The 16,247-nt window shown below is 74.2% G+C and carries 16 protein-coding genes and 1 riboswitch; of the genes, 8 read left to right on the plus strand and 8 right to left on the minus strand.

The features are described 5' to 3' along the window. Positions 1-46: 46 nt before the first annotated feature. Positions 47-1,546: a phytoene desaturase family protein gene (locus tag ACIBIW_RS15615; protein WP_399336208.1), complete on the plus strand. Its 1,500-nt coding sequence runs from the start codon at positions 47-49 to the stop codon at positions 1,544-1,546. Between the two features lie 37 nt (positions 1,547-1,583). Here ACIBIW_RS15615 and ACIBIW_RS15620 read toward each other — a convergent pair whose 3' ends face one another. From ACIBIW_RS15620 to ACIBIW_RS15640, 5 genes are all read right to left on the minus strand, one after another. Then, complete coding sequence (locus ACIBIW_RS15620; protein ID WP_399336210.1) at positions 1,584-2,726, minus strand: hypothetical protein; 1,143 nt, start codon at positions 2,724-2,726, stop codon at positions 1,584-1,586. Between the two features lie 50 nt (positions 2,727-2,776). After that, positions 2,777-3,697, minus strand: a complete 921-nt coding sequence (gene metF, locus ACIBIW_RS15625) for a methylenetetrahydrofolate reductase [NAD(P)H] (RefSeq protein WP_399336212.1) — start codon at positions 3,695-3,697, stop codon at positions 2,777-2,779. 144 nt (positions 3,698-3,841) lie between these two features. After that, positions 3,842-4,492: a thiamine phosphate synthase gene (gene thiE, locus ACIBIW_RS15630; protein WP_399336214.1), complete on the minus strand. Its 651-nt coding sequence runs from the start codon at positions 4,490-4,492 to the stop codon at positions 3,842-3,844. Positions 4,493-4,616: 124 nt separating this feature from the next. After that, complete coding sequence (locus tag ACIBIW_RS15635) at positions 4,617-4,982, minus strand: Rv2175c family DNA-binding protein (RefSeq protein ID WP_399336216.1); 366 nt, start codon at positions 4,980-4,982, stop codon at positions 4,617-4,619. Positions 4,983-5,212: 230 nt separating this feature from the next. Further along, positions 5,213-6,454 carry an NAD(P)/FAD-dependent oxidoreductase gene (locus ACIBIW_RS15640; RefSeq protein ID WP_399336218.1) on the minus strand — a complete coding sequence of 414 codons (1,242 nt, stop codon included), beginning with the start codon at positions 6,452-6,454 and terminating at the stop codon, positions 5,213-5,215. Between the two features lie 112 nt (positions 6,455-6,566). After that, positions 6,567-6,679: riboswitch (TPP riboswitch) on the plus strand. On the opposite strand from ACIBIW_RS15640, the gene thiO reads away from it, so the two are divergent. The 6 genes from thiO to ACIBIW_RS15670 all read left to right on the plus strand — a co-directional run bounded on the left by thiO (position 6,677) and on the right by ACIBIW_RS15670 (position 12,780). Further along, positions 6,677-7,966 carry a glycine oxidase ThiO gene (gene thiO / locus ACIBIW_RS15645; protein WP_399336220.1) on the plus strand — a complete coding sequence of 430 codons (1,290 nt, stop codon included), beginning with the start codon at positions 6,677-6,679 and terminating at the stop codon, positions 7,964-7,966. Its footprint overlaps the riboswitch before it by 3 nt. Next, the gene (thiS, locus tag ACIBIW_RS15650) at positions 7,963-8,223 is read left to right on the plus strand and encodes a sulfur carrier protein ThiS (protein WP_399336222.1); all 261 of its coding nucleotides are present in this window, start codon (positions 7,963-7,965) and stop codon (positions 8,221-8,223) included. The genes thiO and thiS overlap by 4 nt, the downstream gene beginning before the upstream one ends. A 2-nt stretch (positions 8,224-8,225) precedes the next feature. Further along, positions 8,226-9,119 (plus strand): thiazole synthase, encoded by an 894-nt coding sequence (locus tag ACIBIW_RS15655; protein ID WP_399336224.1) that lies wholly within the window; start codon positions 8,226-8,228, stop codon positions 9,117-9,119. A gap of 137 nt (positions 9,120-9,256) precedes the next feature. Beyond that, a complete protein-coding gene (gene pknB, locus ACIBIW_RS15660; protein ID WP_399336226.1) occupies positions 9,257-11,257 on the plus strand; it encodes a Stk1 family PASTA domain-containing Ser/Thr kinase in 2,001 nt (666 codons plus the stop codon). Positions 11,258-11,376: 119 nt separating this feature from the next. After that, on the plus strand, positions 11,377-12,261 hold the full coding sequence (locus ACIBIW_RS15665; RefSeq protein ID WP_399336228.1) for a deoxyribonuclease IV: 885 nt from the start codon (positions 11,377-11,379) through the stop codon (positions 12,259-12,261). Between the two features lie 51 nt (positions 12,262-12,312). Further along, positions 12,313-12,780 (plus strand): DUF4396 domain-containing protein, encoded by a 468-nt coding sequence (locus ACIBIW_RS15670; RefSeq protein WP_399336230.1) that lies wholly within the window; start codon positions 12,313-12,315, stop codon positions 12,778-12,780. A gap of 10 nt (positions 12,781-12,790) precedes the next feature. Here the strand turns inward: ACIBIW_RS15670 and ACIBIW_RS15675 are convergent, their stop codons facing one another. After that, the gene (locus ACIBIW_RS15675; RefSeq protein WP_399336232.1) at positions 12,791-13,444 is read right to left on the minus strand and encodes a sulfite oxidase-like oxidoreductase; all 654 of its coding nucleotides are present in this window, start codon (positions 13,442-13,444) and stop codon (positions 12,791-12,793) included. Between the two features lie 278 nt (positions 13,445-13,722). Between ACIBIW_RS15675 and bfr the strand changes: the two genes are divergently transcribed. Further along, entirely contained in the window at positions 13,723-14,241 is a 519-nt protein-coding gene (bfr, locus tag ACIBIW_RS15680) for a bacterioferritin (RefSeq protein WP_399336234.1), read from the plus strand. Positions 14,242-14,253: 12 nt separating this feature from the next. Here bfr and ACIBIW_RS15685 read toward each other — a convergent pair whose 3' ends face one another. Further along, positions 14,254-14,538 (minus strand): bacterioferritin-associated ferredoxin, encoded by a 285-nt coding sequence (locus ACIBIW_RS15685; RefSeq protein WP_399336236.1) that lies wholly within the window; start codon positions 14,536-14,538, stop codon positions 14,254-14,256. 206 nt (positions 14,539-14,744) lie between these two features. After that, entirely contained in the window at positions 14,745-16,100 is a 1,356-nt protein-coding gene (locus ACIBIW_RS15690) for a class II 3-deoxy-7-phosphoheptulonate synthase (RefSeq protein ID WP_399336238.1), read from the minus strand. Positions 16,101-16,247 lie beyond the last annotated feature (147 nt).

Genomic DNA, 16,247 nt, shown 5'->3' on the forward strand with positions numbered 1-16,247 from the left:
CCGCCGGGTCCGAGGGGGCCGCCGTGGGCGTCCTAGACTTCCGGGCATGCGTGAGATCGCGGTGGTCGGGGCGGGGATGGGGGCGATGGCGGCGGCGGCGCGGCTCGCGGTGGCGGGCCGGCGGGTGGTGGTCTTCGAGCGGAGCGAGACGTACGGGGGGTCGCTGGGGGTCGTCGAGCGTGACGGGTTCCGCTTCGACACCGGGCCCGGGGTGCTGCCGCTGCCCGCGGTGTACCGCGACCTGTTCGTGAAGACGGGCCGGGCGGCGCTTGAGGAGCGGGTCGTGCTGGAGCAGCGGGAGCCCGCGGTGCGGCATGTGTTCGCCGACGGCGCCGTGGTGGACCTGCCCAACGCGTCGCGCGCCGGGGTCGGTGCGGCGCTCGACGGCGCGCTCGGCCGGGACGCGGGGGCGCGCTGGGCGCAGTTCATGGACCGCGCGCGCGAAGCCTGGAACCGCTCGCGCCGCCCGCTGCTCGAAGAGACCCTGTGGCCCAACTGGCAGGTGCTTGCGGAGCGTGAGCCGTATCCCGCGCGGGCGCCCCGCAGGCTGCTGCGCCGGGGCACGCCGCCGACCACCCTCGCCGGTGTCGCGCAGGCCGAGTTGGGCGGTGACGCGCGGCTGCGGGCCCTGCTGGAGCACTACGCGCTCGTCCACGGCCTCGATCCGCGCTCCGCGCCCGCCGCGGCGGCCGTACTGCCCTATCTGGAGCAGACGTTCGGCGTCTGGTCGGTCGCGGGCGGGCTGCGCGCACTGGCGACCGCGCTCTACGAGCGCTGCCGTGAGCGCCGCGTCGTCTTCCGCTTCGGCAGCGAGGTGACAGGGGTGCGGGAGAAGGACGGCGCCGCGGCGGGCGTGGTGACGGCGGACGGCGCGGTGCACGAGGCGGACGCGGTGGTCGCCGGGGTCTTCCCCGCCGCGCTCGACGCGCTCTCGCCCGCCCCGGTGCGCGGCCCTGGCGAGGTCGGCGGCATGGCGTCGGCGCCGAGCAGGCTGACGGTGCTGCTCGCGCTGCGCGGGGCCGCGGCCGCGGGGGCGCCGGTGCGCACCGTGGTGCACACCCCGGATCGCGGGGGCGAGTTGGAGGCGGTGTTCGGCGCGGAGGCGCGCGGGGTGCCCGCCGCACCCACCGTGGTGGTGCGGCGGACCAGTGACCCGCTGCTGGTGCCCGACGGCGGCCACGAGGCGGTGACCGTGACCGCGACGGTGCCCGCGGGCGCCGAGGTCACGGCGGCGGACGTGGAGCGCCTCGTGGAGCGGGCGGGCGCCGCGGTCGAGGGGCTGCGGGAGCGGCTGCTCTGGCACGAGGCGCGCACCCCAGCGGACATCGCCGCCGCGACCGGGGCGCCGGGCGGCGCGGTGCCGCCGCCCGCCCTGCCCGCGGCCGGCGGGCGGCTGCTGCATCCGGCCAACTCCACGCGCCTGCCCGGCCTCTACGCGGTCGGCGGCTGGTCGCACCCGGGCGGCGGGCTGCCGCACGCCGGGATGTCGGGCGCGCTGGCGGCCGGGCTGATCGTGGAGGGCCCCGGCTTCCAGGGGTCGCGCTAGCGGGCCCGGCCAGGGGCCGGGGCGGGCGTATGCGGGGTCAGTAGCCGTACGGGCGGCCGTCGTACCCCTGGCCCTGGGGGTCGGCGGGCTGGTGGCCCCGGGGGTCGTCGGGCCGGCCCTCGCCGTAGGGCGCGCTGCCAGGCTCCTGGTAGGGGTAGGGCTGCTGCTCGGGCGGGAGTCCGCCGCCGTAGCCGCCGTGGGTCTCGCGCTGCTGGGGGACCCAGACGCCGCCGGGCGGGGTGTCGGCGCCGTACCCGGCGTCCTGCCCGTACGGGTCGGCCTGGGCGCCCTGTGCGCCGTAGTGCTGCGCGGCGTAGGGGTCGGGCTGGTAGGGCTGCTGTGTGTCGCCGTAGCCGGAGGCGTACTGCTGGGGGTCGTAGCCGCCCTGGCCCGGGTACGGGTCCGCGTACGCGGCGTACTGCTGCTGGCCGGTGTCGTAGCCGTACGCCTGCTGGTCCTGGCCCTGCCCCGTGTCGTAGCCGTAGCCGCCGTAGCCGGGGGCGGCGGTGGCATACGCTGGGTCGCCCGCGTAAGACGGGTCGCCCGCGTAAGACGGGTCGCCCGCGTAGGACGGGTCGCCCGGGTAGGCGGGGTCGCCGGTGACCGGGTAGCCGTCGGCGCCCGGGTAGGGATGGCCGCCGGGGGGCGTGTCGGGGGGCGGGGGCGTCTGGTAGGCGTCGTAGCCCTGGTAGCCGTCGTAGCCGCCCTGGGCCGCCTGGCCGTCCGCGGCCGCGGCGTGCTCCGGGGGGTCGTCCGAGTAGACGCCGTACTGGCCGGTGTCGTCGGGCATGGCCTCCGGCTCGTAGACGGGCGGCGGTCCCGGCGCCGCCTCGGGCTGCTGCGCGTACTCCAGGTCCGACACCTCAAGGGTGGGCTCCTGGGGGGCGGGCGGGCCCTGCATCTTGCGGCGCCTGCTGGCGCCCGGCCTGCCGCCGATCGCCCAGCCGGTCGAGAAGCCCTTGCGGAACGAGAGCGTCACATACGTCTGGCCGACGGCGAAGGCGACCGCGCCGAGCGCGATCACCGGCACCGAGGGCAGCACCACGCCGACGACGACGAAGAGGAAGCCGGTGAAGGCGAGCAGCCGCCACCGCAGCCGCGCCTTGTACTGGAGCAGTACCTCGCCGAGCAGCCAGAGGGCCACGAAGCCGAATGCGATGTAGAGGACCGTCCAGCCCATGTACGCCCCTCCTGGAACAACCGCCGCCGCCCGGACAGGCTACGGCTCGTCTAGACCTGTGGTTGGTGCAGCCCGAGGTTCTCGTAGATCTCCAGCGTCGCCGTGGAGTTGTTCAACGTGATGAAGTGCAGCCCCGGGACGCCTTCGTCGAGCAGCCGCGCGCAGAACTCCGTCGCGAACCCGATACCGATGGAGCGTACCGCCGCCGGGTCGTCGCGGACCGCGAGGATGCGCTCTTTCAGCTCGGGCGGGAAGACGGCGTTGCTGAGCTGCGGCAGCCGCTCCAGCATCCGCACGCTGGTCACGGGCATGACCTCGGGGATGATGGGGGTGTCGCAGCCCCGCGCGGCGACCAGGTCGCGCAGCCGCAGATAGGACTCGGGCCGGAAGAACATCTGGGTGATCGCGTAGTCCGCGCCCGCGCGGCACTTGTCGACGAAGTGCCGTACGTCGCTGTCCTCGTCGCGCGAGCGCGGGTGCGTCTCGGGGAAGGCGGCGACACCGACGCAGAAGTCGCCCGACTCCTTGATGAGCCGCACCAGGTCGGCCGCGTAGGTCAGGCCCTGGGGGTGCGGGACCCAGTCGCCCATGGGGTCGCCGGGCGGGTCGCCGCGCACCGCGAGCATGTTCCTGATCCCGGCGTCCGCGTACCGCCCGATGGCGTTGCGCAGTTCCGCGACGGACTGGTCGACGGCGGTGAGGTGGGCGACGGGGGTGAGGGTGGAGTCCTCGACGATCTGCTCCGTGGTGCGCACCGTGCCCGAGCGGGTGGAGCCGCCCGCGCCGTACGTCACCGAGACGAAGCTCGGCGCCACCGCCTCCACCCGGCGCAGCGCCTTCCAGAGGTTCTGCTCCGCTTTGCGGGTCTTGGGGACCGGGAACTCGAAGGAGAACGTCGTCTTGCCCGCCGCGAGCATGTCGCGCACGGTGCGTGCGCGGTCCGTTCGCGTGGAGGAGGTACCGGTGGCCATAGGTGCAGGTTAGCCAGACCGTGGCGGTATCCGAACCGGGAGCGCCTGAATGGCGGGGTTTGGGCGGATGGTGTCCACGGAGTGGGACGCGGGGAGGGCCGTGGGGGGGCATGGGCGCGTTCCGGTGGCGGGGCCCGGGGGCGTTCAGGTGGCGCGCAGCCGCTTGCTGAACTCGGACGCCGCCGCGTGCGGGTCGTCGGCCTCGGTGACGGCCCGTACGACCACGACCCTGCGCGCGCCCGCGGCGAGCACCGCGTCGAGGTTGCCGAGGTCGATGCCGCCGATCGCGAACCAGGGGCGGGCCGTGTCGAGCGAGGCCGCGTAGCGCACCAGGTCGAGCCCGGGGGCCGGGCGGCCCGGCTTGGTGGGGGTGGGCCAGCAGGGTCCTGTGCAGAAGTAGTCCACGCCGTCCTGGAGGGACGCCGCCATCGCCTCGGGTCCCGTGTGGGTGGAGCGGCCGATCAGGGGGCGCTCGCCGACGATGGCCCTCGCGGCCGGTACGGGCAGGTCGCCTTGGCCGAGATGGAGTACGTCGGAGCCGATGGCGCGGGCGATGTCGGCGCGGTCGTTGACCGCGAGGAGCTTGCCGTGGCGGCGGCAGGCGTCGGCGAGCACCTCCAGGTTCGCCAGCTCGTCGCGGGCCTCCATGCCCTTGTCGCGCAGTTGCAGGATGTCGACGCCGCCCGCGAGGACCGCGTCGGCGAACTCGGCGAGGTCGCCGCGGCCGGTGCGGGCGTCCGTGCACAGGTACAGGACGGCGTCGGCGAGCTGGGTGCGCGGTGCGGTGGTGGGCATGGTCGTGGTCTCCCCCGGCGGTGTGCGGTCGAAGCGGGCGCCGTGCGGGGGCGCCCGCCCTGTGGGGGCGTACGGGGCGCGTCGCGCGCCCCGTACGCGGTGGTGCGATCTGGGTGGGACGGGGTCAGACGGCCAGCGCCTGAGCGCGGCGCTTCACCTCCGTGCCGCGGTTCTCCGCGAGCGCCTGGGCGGGGGTGCCCGGCAGGCTCGCGTCGGGGGTGAAGAGCCACTCCAGCATCTCGGCGTCGGTGAAGCCGTCGTCCCGCAGGAGCGTCAGGGTGCCGGTGAGGCCCTTGACGACCTTGTCGCCGTCGATGAACGCGGCGGGCACGTGCAGGGCGCGGTTCTCACCCCGGCGTACGGCGATGAGCTGGCCCTCCTTGACCAACTGGCGGACGCGGGTCACCTCGACGTCGAGCATCTCGGCGATGTCGGGGAGGTTGAGCCAGGCGGGGACGAGAGCATCGATTTTTGCGTCAATCTCGGTCACGGGACAAGCGTGCCATCTTGGACGGGGGGTCGGAAGCGGGGTGCCTCCCGGCGGGGGGATGTCATCCCTTGCACCGGGGCTCCGCCCCGGGCCCGGAGGGGGTGGGTGGGGGCGGTTCTGTGTGGTCCCCGGAGGGGGAATTTGTTGTCCGTGGTCCGGGTGGGTTCGGCACCGCCGGGGGCGGCCGATTGGGTTGGGCGCCGTTGCGGCGGGATTTTTCACACGTGCGGTCAGAGGGTGGCCGACTTCAGGGGGATCGTGGGGTTGGGGAGGGTGGTGGGGTTCATGGGGGTGGCGGTGGCGATGAGTTTGCGGGACTGGGTGAGGTCGCGGGGGCGGCCCACCGTCAGGGTGGCGGTCAGGCGGGAGTCCCGCAGCCAGCAGACCGTCCAGGAGGGCTCCGCGGGGTCACCGCGCCACAGGAGGGTGTCGGCGGGCGTGTGGTGGCCCGCGTACTGGACGAAGCGGCCGAACTGCTCCGACCAGAAGTACGGCACCGGGTCGTAGGTGGCGGGCGCCTCGCCGACGATGTTGGCGGCGACCGTGCGCGGCGCCTGGAGCGCGTTGTCCCAGTGGTGCACGAGGAGCCGTTCGCCGCTGCGCCGCGAGGGGTACGAGGCGCAGTCGCCGGCCGCGTACACGCCGGGCAGCGTGGTGCGCAGCGACGCGTCGGCCGCGATCTCCCCGTGCGTGCCGAGGCCGATCCCCGAGCCGGCGAGCCAGCCCGTCGCGGCGCGTGCCCCGATGCCGACCACGACGGCGTCCGCGGACAGCCGCGCGCCGTCCCCGAGGACGACCGCGCCCGGCTCGACGCGCGCCACACGCGCGCCGGTGCGCAACTCCGCGCCCGCCTCCGCGTACCAGGCGGCCATCGGGGCGGCCACCTCGGCGGGCAGGGTGCCCGCGAGCGGCCGGTCGGCGGCCTCCACGACGGTCACCGCGCAGCCCGCCTCGCGCGCGGCCGTGGCGAACTCCGCGCCGATCCAGCCCGCGCCGACGACCACCACGTCCCGCTGCCCGGCGAGCACGCCGCGCAGCCCCGCCGCGTCGTCGAGGGTGCGCAGCACGTGCACCCCGGGGGCGCCCTCGGTGCCGGGCAGCCCGATCGGCTCGGCGCCGGTCGCGAGGACCAGCGTGTCGTAAGGGAACGGGCCCGCCGAGGTGTCCAGTTCGCGGTCGGCGGGCCGCAGCCCGCTCGCGCGCACCCCGAGGCGCAGCGCCACGCCGAGCCCGTCGAAGTCGATGTCGAAGGCGGAGCCGTCCGCCTTGCCGAGCAGCACCGCCTTGGACAGCGGGGGCCGGTCGTACGGCGGGTGCAGCTCCTCGCCGAGCAGGGTCACCGGGCCCTCGAAGCCCCGCTCGCGCAGGGCCACCGCCGTCTGCACCCCCGCCATGCCCGCACCGACGATCACCACACGGTGTTCGGGACCTGCCTGCCCTGTCCGGCCACGCTGCCGGGTCTGTTCGATCACCACGCCACGATAGTCAGCCGCCTCGTGCCGGTCGGCGGTGGCCCCGGTGACCTCCCGCACAGCAGACGGCGCCTTACTGGCGGCGGGCGCGTCGGGTTAGGGTGAAAAGCGCAGGAGCACTCGCGGGAGCCCGGACGCACCGGGCTGAGAGGGAGGCTGGGCGGCCTCCGACCGTACGAACCTGATCCGGGTCATTCCGGCGAAGGGAGGGTTGTGACACTCATGGCGTCTTCTCCACCACCCACACCCCCGCCCGCGGCACCGGCGGCCGCGTCGGTATCCGTTGCGGCGGCGCAGTCGGCGTCGCCCCGTGCGGACGCGGCGGAGCGCGCGCCCGACGCGCTGGTCGTCGGCGGCGGGGTCATCGGCCTCGTCACCGCCTGGCGGGCGGCGCTCGCGGGGCTGCGTACGACGGTCGTGGACCCGGCGCCGGGCGGCGGCGCCGCGCAGGTCGCCGCGGGCATGCTGGCCGCGGTCACCGAGCTGCACTACGGCGAGCAGGCGCTGCTCGCCCTGAACCTGGCCTCGGCCGAGCGCTACCCCGATTTCGCGCGGGAGCTGACCGAGGCGACGGGACAGGACATCGGCTACCGCAGGAACGGCACGCTGTCCGTCGCGCTCGACGCGGACGACCGGGCGCACCTGCGCGAACTGCACGCCTTCCAGGCCCAGTCGGGGCTGCACGCGGAGTGGCTGGCGGGCCGGGAGTGCCGTCGGCTCGAACCGATGCTCGCGCCCGGTGTGCGCGGCGGGCTGCGGGTCGACGGCGACCACCAGGTGGACCCGAGGCTGCTGTCGGCGGCGCTGGTGACGGCGTGCGAGCGGTCCGGGGTGCGCTTCGTGCGGCGGTGGGCGGCGGCGCTCGACGTGGCGCGTGAGCGCGCCGTGGGCGTGGTCCTCGACGACGGCACCCGGCTGGCGGCGGCGCGGACCGTGCTGGCCTGCGGCAGCCTCAGCGGGCGCCTCGACGGGGTGCCCCCGGCGGTGCTGCCGCCGGTGCGCCCGGTGAAGGGGCAGGTGCTGCGGCTGACGGTGCCCCCGGAGCGTGCGCCGTTCCTGACCAGGACGGTACGGGCCATGGTCCGCGGCAGCCAGGTCTACCTGGTGCCGCGGCTCAGCGGCGAGCTGGTCGTCGGGGCGACGAGCGAGGAGATGGGGTGGGACACCACGGTCACCGCGGGCGGCGTCTACGAGCTGCTGCGCGACGCCCACGAGCTGGTGCCCGGCCTCACCGAGCTGCCGCTGACCGAGACCAGCGCGGGGCTGCGGCCCGGCTCCCCCGACAACGCGCCGCTGCTCGGCCCCACCGCGCTCGACGGGCTGCTGCTGGCCACCGGGCACTTCCGCAACGGCGTCCTGCTCACCCCGCTCACCGGGGACGCCCTCGCCGAGGCCCTGACGACGGGCGAACTGCCCGAGGTGGCCAGGCCGTTCACGCCCGGGCGGTTCGCGCCGCAGGCGCCGTACGGCACGGCGGCCCCGCGGGCCGCGGGGCAGGAGCGGCCGGTATGAGTCCCAGGAAGAACACGGCGAGCAACGACACCGCCGACACCGCCGACGGCGCCGTGTGCACCGTGTCCGTGAACGGCGAGCCGCGGGGGCTGCCCCCAGGCACCACGCTCGCGGCGCTGGTCGCGGGCCTCACCAGCGCCCACTCGGGGGTCGCTGCGGCGGTCAACGAGGCCGTCGTACCGCGCGGCGCGTGGCCGTCGACGGCGCTGTGCGACGGGGACCGGGTGGAGGTCCTGACGGCGGTCCAGGGAGGTTGACCATGACGGACACGTACACCGGCGCCGAGGGGCCCGCGGGCGCCCCGGCCCGGGACACAGGCACAGGCGAAGGCGCGAGGGCCGGTGACGGCGACCCGCTGGTGCTCGGCGGGCTCACCCTCGCCTCCCGGCTGATCATGGGCACCGGCGGCGCGCCCAGCCTCGACGTGCTGGAGCGCGCGCTCGTCGCGTCGGGGACGCGGCTGACGACGGTGGCGATGCGGCGGCTCGACCCGGGCGTCCAGGGCTCGGTGCTCTCGGTGCTCGACCGGCTCGGCATCGCGGTGCTGCCGAACACCGCGGGCTGCTTCACCGCGGGCGAGGCCGTGCTGACGGCGCGGCTCGCGCGCGAGGCGCTGGGCACCTCGCTGGTGAAGCTTGAGGTGGTCGCGGACGAGCGGACCCTGCTGCCCGATCCTGTGGAGCTGCTGGACGCCGCGGAGACCCTGGTGGACGACGGTTTCACGGTGCTGCCGTACACCAACGACGACCCGGTGCTCGCGCGCCGTCTTGAGGAGGCCGGGTGCGCGGCCGTGATGCCGCTCGGCTCGCCGATCGGGTCGGGGCTCGGTATCCGCAACCCGCACAACTTCGAGCTGATCGTGGAGAACGCGCGCGTGCCGGTCATCCTCGACGCGGGCGCGGGCACCGCGTCGGACGCGGCCCTCGCCATGGAGCTGGGCTGCGCGGGCGTGATGCTGGCGTCGGCGGTGACCAGGGCGCGGGAGCCGGTGCTGATGGCGGAGGCGATGCGGGCCGGGGTGGAGGCGGGGCGGCTCGCGTACCGGGCCGGGCGCATCCCGGTGCGGCGGATCGCGTACGCGTCGTCGCCCCGCGAGGGCGTCGCGGCGCTGTCGGCGGGGGCCGCGCACGACCCGGAGCGCCCGGCGTTCTGAGGGGCGGCAGGGGGCGCGGCGCGGGCCGGGCGGGGGCCCGCAGCCGGGCGCGCCGGGTGTCACAGCTCGGCACCAGCCATGTGCCGGTATGCGACCGGCCGACGTGGGGTGTCGGCGGGGCCTCGTAGACTCACGACGTGGATACGAGCCTCAAGGACCCCCTCGTCGGGCAGGTACTCGACGGGCGCTACCGCGTCGACGCGCTGATCGCGGTGGGCGGTATGGCCACGGTCTACCGGGCCCTGGACACCCGTCTCGACCGGGTGCTCGCGCTGAAGGTGATGCACCCGGCGCTGGCCGCCGACGCGTCGTTCGTGGAGCGCTTCATCCGCGAGGCGAAGTCCGTGGCCCGGCTCTCCCACCCCAACGTCGTGGCGGTCTACGACCAGGGCGCCGACGGGCAGTACGTGTACCAGGCGATGGAGTACGTGGCGGGCTGCACGCTGCGCGACGTGCTGCGCGAGCGCGGCGCGCTCCAGCCGAGGGCCGCGCTCGACATCCTTGAGCCGGTGCTCGCCGCGCTCGGCGCCGCGCACCGCGCGGGCTTCGTGCACCGCGACATGAAGCCGGAGAACGTCCTGATAGGGGACGACGGCCGGGTGAAGGTCGCCGACTTCGGCCTGGTGCGCGCCGTGGACTCGGTCACCAACACCACGGGGACCGTGCTCGGCACGGTGTCGTACCTGGCCCCCGAGCAGATCGAGAAGGGCGCGGCCGACCCCAGGGTCGACGTGTACGCGTGCGGCGTCGTGCTCTACGAGATGCTGACGGGCCGCAAACCGCACGCGGGCGAGTCCGCGGCGCAGGTGCTGTACCAGCACCTCAACGAGGACGTGCCGCGCCCCTCCGACACCGTCCCCGGGCTGCCGGCCGCGCTCGACACGCTGGTCGCCGCGGCGGCGGCGCGGGCGGCGGCCGGGCGGCCCGAGGACGCGGTGGCGCTGCTCGCCCGCGTCCGCCGGGCCAGGGAGGGCCTGACGGCGGCGCAGCTCGACGCGGTGCCGCCCGGCGCGCTCGCGGCAGGGCACGACAACGCCGAGGACCGCACCAGCGTCATCCCGCGGGCCGCGGCCCGTATCCTGCCGCGCCCGCTGCCGGTCGGCGACGACGACGCGGCCGACGCTGAAGGCCCTGGTGGCCCCGGCGGCCCCGGCGGCGGCTCCGAGGACGAGCTGAACCGCACCAGCAGGCTCGCCCCGCCGCCGCCCGGGCCGCCGGGGCCGCGCGGGCGCCGGTTCGTGCCGCCCCGCAGGGGCACCCTGATCGCGGTGCTCGCGGTCCTGGTGGCGCTCGCGGTGGGCGCGGGGGTCTGGTACATCAACTCGGGCCAGTTCACCAAGGTCCCGCCGCTGCTGGCGAAGACGGAGGCGCAGGCGAAGCAGCGGCTCGGGGAGGCCGGGCTCGGCGTGGGCGACATCACCCGCAGGCACAGCGACAGCGACGAGCGCGGCACCGTGATCTCCACCGACCCGGCCGCGGGCAGCCGTATCAGGGACCACGACAAGGTGGGGCTCACCATCTCGCTCGGCCCCGACACGGTGAAGGTGCCGAGGCTCGAAGGGCTCTCCCTGGGCGACGCGAAGTCCGAGCTGGCCTCGGCCGGTCTTGAGGCGGGCATGGTCACGCAGGAGTTCGACGACGACGTGGACAAGGGCTCGGTGATCTCGACGTCCCCGGCGGGCGGTACGACGCGCAAGTCGGGCACGGCGGTGGCGATCAAGGTCAGCAAGGGCGCCGCGGTCGAGGTGCCCGACGTGACGGGCGAGTCCGCCGACGACGCCACGGACGACCTGGAGGACGAGGGCCTGCACGTGCGGGTCTCCAGGACCCGGGTGACGTCGGAGGCCGACAAGGGCGACGTGGCCCGGCAGTCCCCCGGCGAGGGCACCAGGCTCGCCGAGGGCGACACGGTGACGCTGACGCTCTCCAAGGGCCCCCGGATGGTGGAGGTCCCGGACGTCACGGGGCAGAAGGTGGACGACGCCCGGCGGACGCTGGAGGACGCCGGTTTCGAGGTGAAGGTCGACAAGGGCTTCCTCGACGGCATCTTCGGCGGCGGCGACAAGGTCAGCGAGCAGTCGGTGGAGGGCGGCGACGAGGCGCCGGAGGGCAGCACGATCACCCTGAAGGCGGGCTGACCGTCGCGCGGGCGCCCGGCGCGTGGCGTGGATGCGTGGCGGGGGCGCGTGGCGTGTACTCCGGGCGCCGTGCCCCACCCGTGGCGCGCCGCGTGCGGGGCGCGTGCCAGGCTTGGTCCGTGACCAGCAGTGTGCTTCCCCGTAATCCCGTCGGCGGGCATGTCCCGGTGGCCGGGGGTCTCGCCGCGGCGGGGCTCTCGTACGCCCGGGACATCGGCGCCGAGACCGTGCAGGTGTTCGTGGCGAACCCCCGGGGGTGGGCGACACCGGCCGGGAACCCCGCGCAGGACGAGGCGTTCCGCGCGGCCTGCGCCGAGGGCGGCGTCCCCGCCTATGTGCACGCCCCCTATCTGATCAACTTCGGCTCGCACACCGAGGAGACCGCCCGGCGCTCCGTGGCGTCGCTGCGGCACTCGCTGCGCAGGGGGCGGGAGATCGGGGCGCTCGGCGTGGTCGTGCACACCGGCTCCGCGACCGGCGGGCGGGAGCGGGGGGTGGCGCTGGCGCAGGTGCGGGAGCTGCTGCTGCCGCTGCTCGACGAGCTGACCGCGGACGACGATCCGTATCTGCTGCTGGAGTCGACGGCGGGCCAGGGCGCGTCGCTGTGCTCGCTGGTCGCGGACCTCGGCCCCTACTTCGAGGCGCTGGACGCGCATCCGAGGCTCGGGGTGTGCCTCGACACCTGCCATGTGTTCGCGGCGGGGCACGACCTGACCGCCCCCGGGGCGGCGGCCCGCACCCTCGACCTGCTGGTGGAGACGGTCGGGGAGGGCCGGCTGCGGCTGATCCACGCCAATGACTCCAAGGACGTGGTGGGCGCCCACAAGGACCGGCACGAGAACATCGGCGCGGGCCACATCGGCGAGGACGGCTTCGCGGCGTTGCTGGCCCATCCGGCGACGGCGGGCGTCCCGCTGATCCTGGAGACCCCTGGCCCGAAGGCGCGGCACGCCGAGGACGCCGCGCTGCTCAAGAAGCTCAGGGAATACCCTAGGGGGGTATAACGTTCCGGCGGGGGCGGGCCGGGAGCGCGCCCGCGGGAAGGGAGCCGGACGATGGAGCACACGGAGCACGCGCCCGCGAGCTGGGGCATGGCCGCGCAGGCCACCCTGCACTGTCTGACGGGGTGCGCGATCGGAGAGGTGCTCGGCATGGTGATCGGCACCGCGCTGGGCTGGGGCAATGTGCCGACCACGGCCCTCGCGGTCGTGCTGGCGTTCTTCTTCGGCTACGCGCTGACGATGCGCGGGGTGCTGCGGGCCGGTCTTGGGTTCGCGGCGGCGCTGCGGGTGGCGCTGGCGGCGGACACGGTGTCCATCGCCGTGATGGAGCTGATCGACAACGGCACCATCGCGCTGTGGCCCGCGGCGCGGGACGCGGGCCTGCCCGACGCGCTGTTCTGGGGTTCGCTCGCGATCTCGCTGGTGCTGGCGTTCCTGGTCACCACGCCCGTCAACCGCTGGATGATCGGGCGGGGCCTGGGCCACGCGGTCGTGCACCGGCACCACGCGGGGCACCACTGAGCGGCCGGGCTCAGCCCTCCTGGCCGGCGGCGGACAGTTCGGGCCCCTCGCCCGGCTCCTCCTGGTACGTGTAGCGCTGCTCGCGCCAGGGGTCGCCGATGTTGTGGTAGCCCCGCTCCTCCCAGAAGCCGCGGCGGTCCGCCGTCATGTACTCCACGCCGCGCACCCACTTGGGACCCTTCCAGGCGTAGCGGTGCGGCACCACGAGGCGGAGCGGGAAGCCGTGTTCCGCGGTGAGGAGTTCGCCGTCCCTGTGGGTGGCGAGGACGGTGTTGTCGGCGGTGAAGTCGGCGAGCGTCAGATTGGAGCTGAAGCCGTACTCGGCCCACACCATCACATGGGTCGCGGACGGGTGCGGCGGCGCCAGTTCCGTCAGGACCCGGGGCAGCACCCCGCCCCATTCGGCGCCGAGCATGCTGAATTTCGTCACGCAGTGCAGATCGGCGACGACCGTGGAGTAGGGCAGCGCGGAGAATTCCTCGTGATTCCAGCAGCGCTTGCCGCCGTCCGCGGTCGCCCCGAATACCCGGAATTCCCAGCGCTCGGGCCTGAACTTCGGCACCGGGCCGTAGTGGGTGACCGGCCAGCCGCGCTGGAGCCGCTGCCCCGGCGGCAGTCCTGAAACGGTCTCCGTGGGGGATGTCCGGCTTGTCGGGTGGCCCATGCACCCATCCTGACATGCCCGGTACGAAGAACTGCATGCGCCCCGGCGCGCGCGTCCCGTAACGCGCATATCGGGCACCGCTTCCCGGTGTCGGCAGGTCGCGAAGGCGCCGGTACCGGCGCGTCGTAGCGCGGATCGACCCGCCGCGCGCCGGGGCGTGCGGCGGGCGCGGGCACCGATGAGGAGCGCCGGAGTAAGCCTGGGCTTACTGGACGGCGCCGATAGCCGATGGGAGGATGCGCCACTGCCTGATCAATCCCACGGAAGGAGCCTTGGCGATGCAGGGTGATCCCGAGGTCATCGAATTCCTCAACGAGCAGCTCACCGCCGAACTCACCGCTATCAACCAGTACTTTCTGCATGCGAAATTGCAGGAGAACTACGGCTGGGCCAAGCTCGCGAAATACACACGGGCCGAGTCGTTCGACGAGATGCGGCACGCGGAGATCCTGACGGACCGGATCATCTTCCTTGAGGGGCTGCCGAACTATCAACGCCTCTTCCACGTGCGGGTCGGGCAGAGCGTCACCGAGATGTTCCAGGCCGACCGGCAGATCGAGGTGGAGGCGATCGACCGGCTGCGGCGCGGGGTGGAGGTGATGCGGACGAAGGGCGACATCACGTCGGCGAAGCTGTTCGAGTCGATCCTCGCGGACGAGGAGCACCACATCGACTATCTGGACACCCAGCTCGACCTGGTGGAGAAGCTGGGCGAACCGCTCTACATCGCCCAGCTCGTGGAGCAGCCGAGCACGGACGGGGACGACTCGTCCGGCGGGTACGGCTCAGGGCACTGAGGGGAGGGCCGGTCAGGCGGCCTCGTCCAGCGACTCGCCGCGGGCCCGGCCGACGGCGGCGAGCACCACCGCGGCCTCCCGGCCGCTCGGCGCGCCGGTCACCGCGGGTGCCTCGTCGGGCGCCGGGTGCGCGGGGCAGGCGAGGCGTCCCAGCAGGGCCTGGATGCGGCGCACACAGGAGCCGCAGTCGGTGCCGGCCTTGCAGGCGGAGGCGATACGGCGCGGGCTGTCGGCGCCGTCGGCCGCGTGCCGCCTGACCTGTGCCTCGGTGACACCGAAGCAGTTGCACACGAACATGCCAGCCACCTCCCTGGGCCCTGGGATCGAGGGGTCGCCACCCCGAAACCGTCCCGGTGAGGCAAACCTAACCTTACCTATGCCGAGGGAAAGCGCAAAAGGGCCGCGGCCACCGATGGGGCACGGATCACACGGACCCGCCCCCCACCGGCGGCCGCCAGCCGACCGCAACCGGCTCATGAACGGGACCAGTAGGTGCTCCGCACCTACTGGTCTCGGTACATCTCGGCCACGAGGAACGCCAGGTCGAGCGACTGGCTGCGGTTGAGCCTGGGGTCGCAGGCGGTCTCGTAGCGCTGGTGGAGGTCGTCGACGAAGATCTCGTCACCGCCGCCCACGCACTCGGTGACGTCGTCGCCTGTCAGCTCCACATGGATGCCGCCGGGGTGGGTGCCGAGCGCCTTGTGGACCTCGAAGAAGCCCTTGACCTCGTCGAGTACGTCGTCGAAGCGGCGGGTCTTGTGGCCCGAGGCGGCCTCGAAGGTGTTGCCGTGCATCGGGTCGGTCACCCAGGCGACCCTGGCGCCCGACGCCGTGACCTTCTCCACCAGCTCGGGGAGCTTGTCCCTGACCTTGTCGGCGCCCATCCGCACCACGAACGTCAGCCGGCCGGGCTCGTCGTCGGGGTTGAGCCGCTCGACGTAGCTCAGGGCCTCCTCCGCGGTGGTCGTCGGGCCCAGCTTGACCCCGATGGGGTTGCGGATACGGGAGGCGAACTCGATGTGCGCGCCGTCCAGTTGCCGGGTGCGCTCACCGATCCACACCATGTGCCCCGAGACGTCGTACAGGTCGCCGGTGCGGGAGTCGACGCGGGTGAGCGCCGACTCGTAGTCGAGCAGCAGCGCCTCGTGCGAGGCGTAGAACTCGACGGTCCTGAACTCCTCGGGGTCGGCGCCGCACGCCAGCATGAAGCTGAGCGCCTTGTCGATCTCGCGGGCGAGCTGCTCGTAGCGCTGTCCCGAGGGGGAGCGCTTGACGAAGTCCTGGTTCCAGGCGTGCACCTGGCGCAGGTCCGCGTAGCCGCCGGTGGTGAAGGCGCGGACCAGGTTCAGCGTGGAGGCGGAGAAGTGGTACATCCGCTTCAGCCGCTCCGGGTCGGGCACCCGGGCGGCCTCGGTGAACTCGAAGCCGTTGACGGAGTCACCGCGGTAGCTGGGCAGGGTCACCCCGTCGCGGGTCTCGGTGGGCTTGGAGCGTGGCTTGGAGTACTGGCCCGCGATCCTGCCCACCTTCACCACCGGCACCGAGGCGGCGTAGGTGAGGACGGCGCCCATCTGGAGGAGGGTCTTCAGCTTGCCCCTGATGTGCTCGGCGGACACTCCGTCGAAGGACTCCGCGCAGTCCCCGCCCTGGAGGAGGAACGCCTCGCCCCGGGCCACGGCGGCCATGCGGGCGCGCAGTTGGTCGCACTCGCCGGCGAAGACGAGGGGCGGATAGGAGGTGAGTTCCGCGGTCACGTCGCGCAGGGCCGCGGCGTCCGGGTACTCGGGCTGCTGGGCCGCGGGCAGGTCACGCCAGGTCGCCTGGGCATCGACGATTCGGGAATCAGCGTTCACGGTCACGCCTCCACAGTACGGGGTCCTGCGGGGGCCCTCGGGGGCCGCTCAGGAATTGAGATGACCGGACGCATCACACGGCGGCGCCGGGTGCGCGGGACCCGGCGTCCGCTAGGGTGGCGGCATGGTCGCGTACTCGACCCGGGGCGTCCC

Source organism: Streptomyces sp. NPDC050560 (assembly GCF_044457285.1).
Taxonomy (GTDB): domain Bacteria; phylum Actinomycetota; class Actinomycetes; order Streptomycetales; family Streptomycetaceae; genus Streptomyces.